This window comes from Methylobacterium sp. XJLW, assembly GCF_003254375.1.
GTDB lineage: Bacteria > Pseudomonadota > Alphaproteobacteria > Rhizobiales > Beijerinckiaceae > Methylobacterium > Methylobacterium fujisawaense.
The window spans coordinates 6,016,888-6,026,785 of record NZ_CP016429.1 but is presented as its reverse complement, the minus strand read 5'-3'; the positions used below and the strand labels follow the sequence as shown (position 1 = coordinate 6,026,785).

General features: G+C 67.2%; 17 protein-coding genes. All 17 read right to left on the bottom strand.

The features are described 5' to 3' along the window. Positions 1 to 68: 68 nt before the first annotated feature. Positions 69 to 314: a hypothetical protein gene (locus tag A3862_RS27935; RefSeq protein ID WP_111474185.1), complete on the bottom strand. Its 246-nt coding sequence runs from the start codon at positions 312 to 314 to the stop codon at positions 69 to 71. 35 nt (positions 315 to 349) lie between these two features. Beyond that, positions 350 to 838, bottom strand: coding sequence for a hypothetical protein (locus tag A3862_RS27930; RefSeq protein ID WP_111474184.1), 489 nt, complete (start codon positions 836 to 838; stop codon positions 350 to 352). Continuing rightward, entirely contained in the window at positions 838 to 1,641 is an 804-nt protein-coding gene (locus A3862_RS27925; RefSeq protein WP_111474183.1) for a hypothetical protein, read from the bottom strand. Before A3862_RS27925 ends, A3862_RS27930 begins: the two co-directional genes overlap by 1 nt. Positions 1,642 to 1,646: 5 nt before the next feature. Continuing rightward, positions 1,647 to 2,012: a hypothetical protein gene (locus tag A3862_RS27920; protein ID WP_205782305.1), complete on the bottom strand. Its 366-nt coding sequence runs from the start codon at positions 2,010 to 2,012 to the stop codon at positions 1,647 to 1,649. A gap of 36 nt (positions 2,013 to 2,048) precedes the next feature. After that, positions 2,049 to 2,174 (bottom strand): hypothetical protein, encoded by a 126-nt coding sequence (locus A3862_RS32410; RefSeq protein ID WP_257791600.1) that lies wholly within the window; start codon positions 2,172 to 2,174, stop codon positions 2,049 to 2,051. Positions 2,175 to 2,219: 45 nt separating this feature from the next. Continuing rightward, positions 2,220 to 2,381 (bottom strand): DUF3309 family protein, encoded by a 162-nt coding sequence (locus A3862_RS27915; RefSeq protein ID WP_111474182.1) that lies wholly within the window; start codon positions 2,379 to 2,381, stop codon positions 2,220 to 2,222. 132 nt (positions 2,382 to 2,513) lie between these two features. Continuing rightward, the gene (locus A3862_RS27910) at positions 2,514 to 2,774 is read right to left on the bottom strand and encodes a hypothetical protein (RefSeq protein WP_111474181.1); all 261 of its coding nucleotides are present in this window, start codon (positions 2,772 to 2,774) and stop codon (positions 2,514 to 2,516) included. A gap of 22 nt (positions 2,775 to 2,796) precedes the next feature. After that, positions 2,797 to 4,179: an ISL3 family transposase gene (locus A3862_RS27905; protein WP_111474180.1), complete on the bottom strand. Its 1,383-nt coding sequence runs from the start codon at positions 4,177 to 4,179 to the stop codon at positions 2,797 to 2,799. Next, positions 4,179 to 4,742 carry a hypothetical protein gene (locus tag A3862_RS31225; protein WP_124263029.1) on the bottom strand — a complete coding sequence of 188 codons (564 nt, stop codon included), beginning with the start codon at positions 4,740 to 4,742 and terminating at the stop codon, positions 4,179 to 4,181. Before A3862_RS31225 ends, A3862_RS27905 begins: the two co-directional genes overlap by 1 nt. A 169-nt stretch (positions 4,743 to 4,911) precedes the next feature. Continuing rightward, the gene (locus A3862_RS27895; protein ID WP_124263028.1) at positions 4,912 to 5,772 is read right to left on the bottom strand and encodes a hypothetical protein; all 861 of its coding nucleotides are present in this window, start codon (positions 5,770 to 5,772) and stop codon (positions 4,912 to 4,914) included. After that, the gene (locus tag A3862_RS31220) at positions 5,769 to 6,011 is read right to left on the bottom strand and encodes a hypothetical protein (protein WP_124263027.1); all 243 of its coding nucleotides are present in this window, start codon (positions 6,009 to 6,011) and stop codon (positions 5,769 to 5,771) included. The genes A3862_RS27895 and A3862_RS31220 overlap by 4 nt, the downstream gene beginning before the upstream one ends. Continuing rightward, positions 6,008 to 6,283, bottom strand: a complete 276-nt coding sequence (locus A3862_RS27885) for a hypothetical protein (protein WP_111474176.1) — start codon at positions 6,281 to 6,283, stop codon at positions 6,008 to 6,010. The genes A3862_RS31220 and A3862_RS27885 overlap by 4 nt, the downstream gene beginning before the upstream one ends. Further along, entirely contained in the window at positions 6,283 to 7,182 is a 900-nt protein-coding gene (locus A3862_RS31215; RefSeq protein WP_124263026.1) for a hypothetical protein, read from the bottom strand. The genes A3862_RS27885 and A3862_RS31215 overlap by 1 nt, the downstream gene beginning before the upstream one ends. 4 nt (positions 7,183 to 7,186) lie before the next feature. Then, on the bottom strand, positions 7,187 to 8,647 hold the full coding sequence (locus A3862_RS27875; RefSeq protein ID WP_111474174.1) for a replicative DNA helicase: 1,461 nt from the start codon (positions 8,645 to 8,647) through the stop codon (positions 7,187 to 7,189). Beyond that, complete coding sequence (locus tag A3862_RS27870) at positions 8,644 to 8,901, bottom strand: hypothetical protein (protein WP_111474173.1); 258 nt, start codon at positions 8,899 to 8,901, stop codon at positions 8,644 to 8,646. Before A3862_RS27870 ends, A3862_RS27875 begins: the two co-directional genes overlap by 4 nt. Positions 8,902 to 8,905: 4 nt before the next feature. Further along, positions 8,906 to 9,493, bottom strand: a complete 588-nt coding sequence (locus tag A3862_RS27865) for an MT-A70 family methyltransferase (RefSeq protein WP_111474172.1) — start codon at positions 9,491 to 9,493, stop codon at positions 8,906 to 8,908. Then, positions 9,490 to 9,840 carry a hypothetical protein gene (locus A3862_RS27860; protein ID WP_111474171.1) on the bottom strand — a complete coding sequence of 117 codons (351 nt, stop codon included), beginning with the start codon at positions 9,838 to 9,840 and terminating at the stop codon, positions 9,490 to 9,492. Before A3862_RS27860 ends, A3862_RS27865 begins: the two co-directional genes overlap by 4 nt. Positions 9,841 to 9,898: the final 58 nt, after the last annotated feature.

The window sequence follows — 9,898 nt, the reverse complement described above, 5'->3', positions numbered from 1 at the left end:
CGCGTCCGCCGGCATGCCGGTAATGCGCCCGATCAGTTCGTCGAGGAGGGCCATAGCCGCGGGTTCGCTCAGCCTTCGACCGGCCGCCCCTGCTCCTCGGCCGCGTCCTGGCGCTCCTTCGTCTCGCTCAAGTCGGGCTCCGGATCGGGCTCGCCGTTCCATTCCTCCGCCTTGAAGGGCGTGCCGGTCTGGGCCTGGAGATCGGACAGGCGGGTGGACAGTCCGTCTTCGTCGCCCTCGAACACCTCGTGGGCGTGATGGGTGGGCGGGCCCTGCGGCTGGTCCGCCATGGGGGTGAGCTTCCAACGCTTCATGGTTAGGTCTCCTCTGCGCATCGCCACAGCGGCGATCACTGCGTGGGCTCGCGGCCGATCACCATCACGGCGGCGCTGGCGGCGGGTGAGCCGAACGGGTTGACCAGCAGGCCGACGAGCGTTCCGCCGAGGGTGGTGGTGGTCGATTGCCAGCACTTGCCGGTGGCACCGGTCGCCGAGCGCGAGACCACGTTGCAGACCAGCGGCAGCGAGCCGGTGTTGATCGGGATCGGCAGCACGACGGGCGTGGGCGACACGAACGACCGCCCCCAGGTCACGGACCAAGAACCGTCGGACGCGCTGGTGATGACGTTGGCGGCCTGGACGGCTGTCGGCCGGGTCGCGTCCCGGGGCACGAAGCAGTTGGTCGAGCCGGGCGACCCATTGAGGGTGTCCATGGCCGGGACGGCACCGCAGGGCACGGGCGGAACCGGCTGCTGCACGCCGTTGAGGAAGAGCTGCGCACGCGCGTCCCCGGCCGCCAGGAGGCCGGCGGTCAGGACGAGAGCGAACGCGAGGCGCATCAGTTCGAGGACAGCGAGACCGAAGCGTAGGCGACCGTCGCTGCGGTCGAGCCATTCGTGAGGTAGGCGCGATACCGCGTGCCCGTGGCGGTGACCGGCGTAGCCTGCAGTCGCAGGTTCGTCACTGTGGAGGCGGTGACCGTGCCGGTCGAGATCGTATAGAGGTTGGTCCCGTCCGTGGCCTGCACCGTATAGGTGCCGCTCTGGTTCGAGTAGAAGCTCGCGTTCAGGTAGACGTAGGGGCTGGGACTGGCCCCGAGGAAGACGTAATTCGCATCGTTCAGGAACCCGCCCGCGGCGAGGTTGCTGCTTGTGGAGACGAGGAAGGTCTGACGGCCGACGGTGGCCTGCCAGATCGAGGACAGCCACCCGGTGATCCCGGTTCCGCCTGCGGGCATGGTGACGCCGGTGACCGCCGTCCCGGCCGGCTCGATGTTCGCCAAATCCGAGGCCGGCGTGACGGAGCGCGACGCGGCCTTGGTCTGCGTGCCGATGGCCGGGGTCTTGGTGTCGAGCGAGGCCAGCGAGGAATTGCTGACACCGACGGGGACACCGCCGTTGATGCCCTGCACCGCCTGCGCGGTGGTGCCGTTCGTTCCTGCCGCCGTGACCGATCCTCCGCCGCCGGCTGCGACGTTCACCGGCAGCGGGTTCGCCGTCGAGATGTTCTGGTCGTTCCAGACGATCTGCACGAGCTGCGAGATCGTGGCCGGAACGCCGTTGATCGTGGTCGCCGCGATGGCACCGGACACGGCGAGAGACGCCGCCCCGGCGAGGAGCAGCGTGCGGAAGCGGGTCTGCATGGGGATCAGTCCTTGGTCGGTGCCTGCGCGGCCGCGCCGCTGGCGAGCATGAAGGCGAGGCGCCGGGCCACGTCGTCGGGCGAGGCCTCCGGGATCAGATCCTTCCCGTCCTTGCCGGTGTGCTCGATGCTGGCGAGCTTCGGGTGCACGTAGGGGGCAGCATCCTTCGCGATCGAGGCGGCGGCGGCGGCCTTATCGAGGTCGATGCGCTCGCCCTTCGTGGCCTCGGTCCAGACGGCCCGGGCGGCGCCCAGCATGATTTCCAGCGGGGTCACGCCCTCGACCATCAGAGCCTCAGCGACCTCGCGGGTGCGCTTCGTGAGCGATCCGGGCTTCCGCCCCGCTCCCGTCCGCGCTCCACCACGTGCCATGATTGATTGCTCTGATTTCTCTGATTGATTTCGATTTCAGCGCCCGGTCACGACACGCACGAGCAGAAGCGTGGACGTCACGACGAACAGGACCCACGCGGCGAACAGAGAGGCCTGCATCCACGTCGGAAGCGCCCCGATCTGCTGCACCGTGAGGAACATCGCCTCAGTCCTCGAAGCTCATACGATCCGACAGCGGGCGCCGCTTCACGCCAGTTCCCGCACCAGCCCGATGATCAGGACGATGACCAGAATGCCGAGGACGCTGATCGCCGGACCATACCCCCACTCCGCGTTGTAGGTCAGGCCGAGCGGAAGCACGCCGGGCAGCACCGCGATCAGAACGAGGATCAGAACCCAAAGGCTCACAGGCTGCTCCAGAAACGACAACGCCCGCGGCCCTGGTGAGGGATCGCGGGCGCACTGCGCGGCGTACAAATGGCTGGCAGAAGCGCCGTCGGGTGTCAACGCGGCCGGGTCGCGAGCGGGGGATAACCCCGGTCACCAGTCGCCTGACGTCTGGAAGTCCTCGTCCAGACCATCGTCACCCTGGCTATCGCCCTCCCGCTCTCGGCGCTTGTAGTCCGAGATCTCGGCCCGGGTCATGAACCGCCAATCGGAGGCGAGCCCCTCCAGCGGCGCGACGTCGACGCTCAGCGAGCGCAGCAACTTCACCGCCTCGGGCTGTGCGGTGAACGCCGGCAGGAGCGGCAACCCACCGATCCCGACCTTCACCTCAAGTCCGGTCTCGTCCGACGTCACGAAGAACGTCAGGTTATCCGGATTATCGCGTGGAGTCGGCGAAGCCATCAAGCCAGCCCTTGGTGTGGAATGTGTTGCACCGATTGCAGAGATCAATCTGCGCAATCGGTGTGTACTGGCGTCCCCCAGCAGGGCCGTAGAAGCCTCGCCCCCATCCGATAAGGTGCAACGGGTCCATCTCTGCGACGGGGAACTGCCCCAGGCATTCCTCGCATACTGCCAGTCGGAGCTTGCCGCGGGTCGGCAGCGTCAGCGCGCGAGCCCGGATCGCGTCGAAACGGTAGCCGCGCCCGGCTCGGTTGACGATCTTGATCAGCCCGTTGGCGGCCTCGGTGTAGGCGTTGGTGTAGGGGTGATCGAAGTACGCGAAGACCTGCTCCCGCCATGCGTCGATCGTCTTGGCGACGCCCTTGAACTCATCCACCTCGCTCGGGATGCTCGTCTTCCAGCGGTCAAACATGGTCTCGGCTTCGTGCCGAGACCGCCGCTGTTCACCGCCCCAGATGTCGTAGAACGCTTCCTTCGTGTGCCAAGCCGCCGACAGCAGATCGTTGTTCTTGAGCATGCCGTCGAGGACGAACGCGCGCTGCGGGCTGAGGGTCTTGCCATGCGCGTGCAGCAGGCGGCGAGCCCGCCACGGGTTGCGCCGATCCTTGCCTTTGGCGCCCCGCCGCTGCCGATTGCGGATCACATCGAGTGCAGCGTTCGCTTTGCTCTGAACGTGCCATCGGTCGGAGATGATAACGGCATCCGGCAGAAGGGCTTGCACCGCCTCGCGGTACGGCCCCCACATGTCGATAGTGACGATCTTGATGCGACGGCGGTTCGTCAGGATGCTGAGCCAGCGGTCAACCGCTGGCCGGTTCATGCTGTCGATCAAGTCGAGGATCCGGCGCTCGCCGACATCCGTGAAGATGGTTCGCTTGCGGCCGAGAAGGTGCAGTTCGTCGATGCCGAGCGCAACCGGTGCCGTAGGCTTGTGCCGGGCCAACAGGCTCTCAATCTCCTCGTTGCAGATGTCCCGGATGGTCTTCTCGTCCAGACCGATCTCACGGGCGAGGTGGGCGTAGGGCCGGATCAGACCCTGCTCGCGGATGTGATCGGCGCATCGCCGCGTCATCCGCCGCTGCGGGTCCATGTCGGGCAAGGGCTGCATGAACGTCGCGCTACAGTCTCGGCAGCGGTAGCGCTGGACATCGACCGCGACGATGGTCCGGAGTCCGTGTACAGGAGCATCCACGTAATCGATGGCCCGTGGCCCATGTCGATAGGGCTGCCGGGTGGAACCGCACTTCGGACAGTGGGTGGGCTCGACATCGTAGCGGGCCACCAGCCGGTAGCCCTCTTGCGACCTATCCACGGCCTCCACGGTCCAGTCGTCCAGATAGAGTGCGTTGACGGCCATCAGTCGGTGTAACGGAAGTCGCTGCGCGCTGTCGGGCGCCCGCTGAGACTTCCAATCGTCGTATCCGCCCGATGCGCAGGTTTGGGCGGCCACTCGCCGACGAAAGAGCCAGAGGCATCCACTCGATCAATCAAGATGCGCAGCGCATCCGCCATCGTCTGACAGACGCCGTGTGCGTCGAGCGCCACGATGGTGCTGCGGATCGCGCCGATGGCTGCATTCCGATCAGCTTCAAGTTCACGGAGGCGCAGGGCTAACGCCGCCTTCTCGTCGGCTGCACCAGCCAAGGCGCTGCATAACATGCGGGTCTGCATCTCCGCGAATTCATTGAGTTTCGGCCATAGGCAGACAACAGCATGAGGCGGTTCTGCTGGGAGTTCATCTGCCGGGATCAGGTTGCTCAAAGCCGTCATACTGGTGGCGAGAGCATTCCAGTCATCCCGGTTGACGGCGAGAGGTAGCCACTCATGGTAGCCGGTATTATCAACAAGCGCCCACGCTGAACGCACGACCTCCAGAATTGCATCGTATGCGGCCGAGTTGGCATTGACGGAATTTTCCATCCCACTGCTCCATCTTAAGAGCATCTCAGTGCTCTGGCGCTTCGGCAACCCACACCGAAATCCGGATTGATGATAGCACGTCTGATGCTACTTTCAACACTCAAATCCGGAAAGCCGAACGTCAGCCCGCATTCGCAGCCCTCGGGCAGTCTCTCGTCGATACCCATCGTCATCCCACGCTCCTGAACCCGCGGATCTGTCCCGCTGCCTCGGTGTCTGCGCCGCTGAGCGCCCGTGTCGCCTGCCGCAGCAGCCACCGGAATCGGCTGGCGATCTCGGACGCCGCCCGCTCGCCGGTCCTGCCCTCGGCAGCGGCCATGTCGGCGAAGTAACCGTGCCCGCAGAGGACGGCGCGCAGCACGGACAGACCCTCGCGGCCGACGGCGTCGCGCACCTCGGCATTCAGGTCCTCGGCCCGGCGGGCGCCGACGATGCGGCGGATGGCGAGCACCTCGGCCGCTGAAAGGCCGTCGGTGATCCCGCTGCGGCGGCTGCCGCCGGACCAGTCGGCGCCGGAGACGTGGCTGCCGTCCTGGCCCTCCCAGATCGCCTGCATGGCCCGTCCGGTGTGGAACTCCTCGTGGCTGATCCGCTTCTGGGCGCGCTCGTGGGCCAGCGTGTCGACGCGGCGGTTGACGGCGACTTCCCGGGTGACGCCGGGCGCGCCGGGCACGGGGCGGTCAACGAGCGCCACGTCGCGGTGGCTTCGGGCGTCGTCTCCGGCCCCATGGGCGAGGGCGATCTGCCGGCGCGTGAGTGGCGCCGCCTCTTCGAGCACGACGGCGCGGTGCGCCTGCGCGGCCATCTCGACGGCTCGATCAGCTCGGGCGTTGGCTGCCCGTCGATTCCGGATCCGGTCGGCGTCCTGGCTCACCGCCATGCGCCGGGCCCGCATCCAGAGATCCTCCAGCCGGGCGAGCTTGCGGCTATGCTCGGCCAGGACGTCGGCCGGTGCGCCGCGCTCCCGATCTCGGTCGAGCAGCGCGCGGCGGCGCTCGGCGGCGGCGTGGTGGCGCTCGACGGGCGTCATGCGGTCACCTTCGGCTCACGGGCCATGTCGGCGACGCTGGCGCCACCCGCTGCGCGTCCGGGCTGACCGCAGACCTCGATCAGGTGCTGGCCACACCAACTCGTCGGCTTCCCGGCCTTCCACGCGACCGGCTCGCCGCAGAACCGGCGCTCGTGCGGTCGGGCTCGGTGCGGCGTGACGGGGAAGCGGCACTGGCCCTCAACGAGTTCGGCGATGCGGAACGTCCCAGGCTCGCTCATGCGGTCACCTCGTCGACTTCGCGTCGCACCGGGGTGTTGTTGTTCCGCACCGTCGCTGTGCCCGCGATCGAGACGAACATCGCTTCCTCGTCGACGATGTAGGCGTAGCCGTCATCACGCCGCTCGGTCTGCAGCCGGGTGACCATCACGCCGCCTTCGCGGGTGAGCCGCTCGCAGAACGTCTCCAGATCCGGATCGGAGACGCCGATCGGGAACGCGACGAATCCGCCGCGCGAATTCGGGATGGTGCTCGTCCAGAACAGCACCAGCATCACGCGGCCTCCATCTCGCCGCGCTCAACGGCGACCGTCCGGCGCGCTTCCTCGACGATGTCCGAGGCGGTTGTGCAGCCGGCGGTGCCCGGCCGCATCTCCTCGGGCCAGCCCTGCCGCCACTCGCCGCGGAAGTGGGCGACAGCCTTGGCGAAGCGGCTGCGGCGGTCCTGCTCGGGCGTTGCCGGCTTGGCGGCTGCTCGCGCCATGGCGCCGCGATTCCCCGAGGATGCCTCCTCAATCCTCCGGTCGAAGTAGCTCAGCGACCCGACGTCGGGTTTCCGAGATAACCCTTCCCGGATCACGGCCAGGATCACCGCAGGGTCGTGCCCCGCTGCCAGCCAGACCGCGACGCGGTTGGTGTCGGGTACCAGTCGGTTCGGGGCCAATTCGCCGAAGGCCGCCGCGACGTCCTGTCGACATCGAACCGAAACGTCGCGCGCATCAGAGCTTACTGGCTTCTGGCTTCTGGCTTCTGGCTTCTGGGTGTTATCCAGACCCTTATCCCCCAGGTTAAGCCCAGCAGAATTTTCCTTTTGTTTTCTGAGGGTTGGGTTGCCTCCCAATTTCCCCTTTTTCACCGCAAGTGCGCTCTTTTTTTTGTCCCTGATCATGCGCCGGCTGTAGATCCTGCCGTGACGATCGCGGGTGAAGACGCCGTTCCGCTCTAGCTCGTCGAGAAGGATTTCCACCTCAGAGGCGTGACCGCCGGTAAGCCGGGCGATCTCTGGTGCAGTGAGGGGTCGGCCGTTCAAGACGACGTAGCCGGTAGGGTCAGCCGTCGCCGCGATGCAGAGCAGGTCGATCCAGAGACCGCGCGCTGCGTAAGAGGATGCACGAACACCAGGGTCGGACATCCAATCGCTCCAGTACCACTTGCCGTAGACGGTCGCGCTCATCGCGTCAGTCTCCCAGCAGGCGTGAAAGAGGCCGGATCGCGTTCAGCGCGACGTCGCAGTGCGCGCGCACGATCTGGTTCGGGCCGCCAGCCCGGTTCTTGTCGATGATGATCTCCAGGTCGTTCCGGACGCGCTCGAACTCCTCGTGCGCGGCGGCGTCGCCGTCCCTGAACTTCTGGCTGCGCTCGACGTAGTAGGCCGGCCGGTAGAGGAAGCAGACCGTGTCGGCGTTCTCCTCGAAGGCGCCGGCGCCGCGGATGTCGGCGAGGCCTGGCCGCTTGTCCTCGCGACCCTCGGTCTGGCGATTGCACTGCGCCAGGAGGAACACCGGCACGTCTAGGTGCTTCGCCAGCGCCAGCGCGCCGTCAGCGACCTCCTTCAGTCCCTCGTCCTCGCGATTGAAGGCGCGGCTCGCGCGGACGATGTGCGCGTGGTCGATGACGATGCTGCCGAGGGGGATGTTTTTCCTGGCGTATGCGTTCGCCACGCGCTCGGAGGAAGCCGCGATCTCCAACATGGAGCGGCGACCGCCATCCTCGATCGTAAGCGGCTGCCCGCGCATCTCGTGCAGGCAGTCCGATACGAGCTGGGCTTGGCGCGGCGTCAGCGCCCCACGTTTCATGATCAGGCCGAAGGGCAGGCGCACCCGGCGCCGCTCCAGGGCGCTCGACACCAGCCGGGCAGCGACCTGTCGCTTCGACATCTCCAGGCTGTGGTAGATCGAGCCGAACCCCTGTTCGGCCATGTTTCCGGCCACCTCAGTCCCGAAGATCGATTTGCCCATCGACGTGCGACCGGCGACCACGATCAGGTTCGATGGCTGCGGGGCGCCCCCGATCTCCTGATCCATGGAATCGATGCCGGAGGCGGGGAGGTGGCGCCCCTCACCCTTCAGTCCGGCCTCAAGCTCGCGGACCAGATCGTCGCCAGCCTCATCCAGTGTGGCGGAGACAGGCCGGCGCTCCACGAAGGATGCGCGCACCTCATCGACCCGGGCGTAGATTCGCGCCAGAGCTTGGCTCGGCACCATCACGCCGCCTTCGCGCACATCGGCCGTGGCGGCCGCCAGCTCGCGGAGCTGCCAATAGTTCTGGATCGCCTTCGCGTGATCAGGGGCATGCAGGGGCACGCACAGGGTCGTCGCGACCTGGATCAGGTATCGCTTGAAGGTGATGCCGCCGAAGTCGCGCTCCGCAGCCTTCGGCCCGATCGCCGCCAGAACGCGGGGCAGGTTCGGCACATCGCCGGCCGCGGCCATCATCTCGATCAGGGCCCAGACCTCGCGGTGTGCGGGCTCATGGAAGTGCTCGGCCGAGACCAGCGTCTGCACGACCGGGAAGACGTGCGGCTGAGACAGCACGCAGCCGATCAGGGCCTGCTCGCACTCGATCGTGACGCGCGGCAGGTCGTCGGCGGTGCCGCCTGCGATCGGAAACGGGACGACGTTGTCGGCGCCGACGCTCATGCTGCGATCCTACGAAGGCGACGGGGCAGCATCTGCTCGGGCAGCATCACCGTGCCGCGGGAGATCCTGCAGGGAAGCTCGGTGCCGTCCGCGTGCCAGTGCCGTCCATCGACCAGCACACCGCGGGGCTCGCCCTCATCGTCGAGATCGCGCCCGACGTGGAACAGGACGCCCAGCCGCTCGCCGGCGCTCAGGCAGTCCTCGCGGGAGCCGCGGTAGAGGACGCGGCCGGCCTGTACGATGACCCAGGTCATGGGGCTACTCCGCAGCGATCAGTGGAGCGTCGAATTTGCCGGACTCGTTGCCAGCGATGGTCCAACCAGGGCGCGACTGCCGGCCGAAGACTTCAAGGTACGGGCCGGGCACGCGCGCTTCGATCGCGGCATGCAGATCGGTCGGCTTGCGCGAGTGTTCACGGCGCGGCGCGATCATCACCCCGGGGAATGGATTGCCCTTGATGCTGTGCGGCCTGCCAGCTTTCAGGATCGCGACGTATTCGGCGTTGCCCATCACCTCGAAGCCGGTGCCTCGTGCGATCGACGACGGGTACATGAACAGCCCGCTTTCAGACGGCCACAGCTTGATCCACGGGATCGCGGACGAGTACCGGAGGCGCCAAGCCTTCGCGATCTCGGGCAGGCGATGAAGCAGAGGCGCGGTGATCCAGAGGAAGACGCGGCCGCCATCTGGATGAAGGTGGTCGCGCAGCCGCAGCGAGCAGACCTCGCTGAAGGTCATCCGGCCGTAATGCTGTGGTCGGCTCTTCGTGCCACCAGAGAACCGCCACGGCGGGTCAATGATGACCGCATGGAAATGGCGCGTCGGGATGCCTTCGAGCGGGTTCATGCTGCCGCTCCGGCACGCGGGCGGATCACGCCCCAGGTTTCAAGAAGCGTGATCGGCTCGTCTCGGCCGTGCGTGACGATGCAGGGGATCGCGAGGGCGCGGCATCGCTCCTGGAAGGCGAGCTGCGCATCACTGGTCCGGCCGCGAGCCGTTTTGAGCTCGATGAATGCGACGCGCACGATGCCGCCAAGGACGAGGAGGTCAGACAGTCCGGCGGTAAGCCCCGGCTGGCCGAGGGCGCCCGCGTTCGGGATCGCCGCCACCAGCGAGCCCGGCACGCCGAGGGCGCGCCAATGCTGAATCACGGCGGTCTGGATGGCTCGCTCGGAGATGATGGGGCGCCGCATGTCCGTCGCGATCTGTGAGGAAGGGCGCCGCCCGCTGAACTCGGGCGGCGGCTCGCGC

Bases quoted from the DNA above. Each gene is read 5' to 3' on its own strand.
- A3862_RS27935 (WP_111474185.1), bottom strand. From the start codon at position 314: ATGAAGCGTTGGAAGCTCACCCCCATGGCGGACCAGCCGCAGGGCCCG.
- A3862_RS27930 (WP_111474184.1), bottom strand. From the start codon at position 838: ATGCGCCTCGCGTTCGCTCTCGTCCTGACCGCCGGCCTCCTGGCGGCC.
- A3862_RS27925 (WP_111474183.1), bottom strand. From the start codon at position 1,641: ATGCAGACCCGCTTCCGCACGCTGCTCCTCGCCGGGGCGGCGTCTCTC.
- A3862_RS27920 (WP_205782305.1), bottom strand. From the start codon at position 2,012: ATGGCACGTGGTGGAGCGCGGACGGGAGCGGGGCGGAAGCCCGGATCG.
- A3862_RS32410 (WP_257791600.1), bottom strand. From the start codon at position 2,174: ATGTTCCTCACGGTGCAGCAGATCGGGGCGCTTCCGACGTGGATGCAG.
- A3862_RS27905 (WP_111474180.1), bottom strand. From the start codon at position 4,179: ATGGCCGTCAACGCACTCTATCTGGACGACTGGACCGTGGAGGCCGTG.
- A3862_RS31225 (WP_124263029.1), bottom strand. From the start codon at position 4,742: ATGGAAAATTCCGTCAATGCCAACTCGGCCGCATACGATGCAATTCTG.
- A3862_RS27895 (WP_124263028.1), bottom strand. From the start codon at position 5,772: ATGACGCCCGTCGAGCGCCACCACGCCGCCGCCGAGCGCCGCCGCGCG.
- A3862_RS31220 (WP_124263027.1), bottom strand. From the start codon at position 6,011: ATGAGCGAGCCTGGGACGTTCCGCATCGCCGAACTCGTTGAGGGCCAG.
- A3862_RS27885 (WP_111474176.1), bottom strand. From the start codon at position 6,283: ATGCTGGTGCTGTTCTGGACGAGCACCATCCCGAATTCGCGCGGCGGA.
- A3862_RS31215 (WP_124263026.1), bottom strand. From the start codon at position 7,182: ATGAGCGCGACCGTCTACGGCAAGTGGTACTGGAGCGATTGGATGTCC.
- A3862_RS27875 (WP_111474174.1), bottom strand. From the start codon at position 8,647: ATGAGCGTCGGCGCCGACAACGTCGTCCCGTTTCCGATCGCAGGCGGC.
- A3862_RS27870 (WP_111474173.1), bottom strand. From the start codon at position 8,901: ATGACCTGGGTCATCGTACAGGCCGGCCGCGTCCTCTACCGCGGCTCC.
- A3862_RS27865 (WP_111474172.1), bottom strand. From the start codon at position 9,493: ATGAACCCGCTCGAAGGCATCCCGACGCGCCATTTCCATGCGGTCATC.
- A3862_RS27860 (WP_111474171.1), bottom strand. From the start codon at position 9,840: ATGCGGCGCCCCATCATCTCCGAGCGAGCCATCCAGACCGCCGTGATT.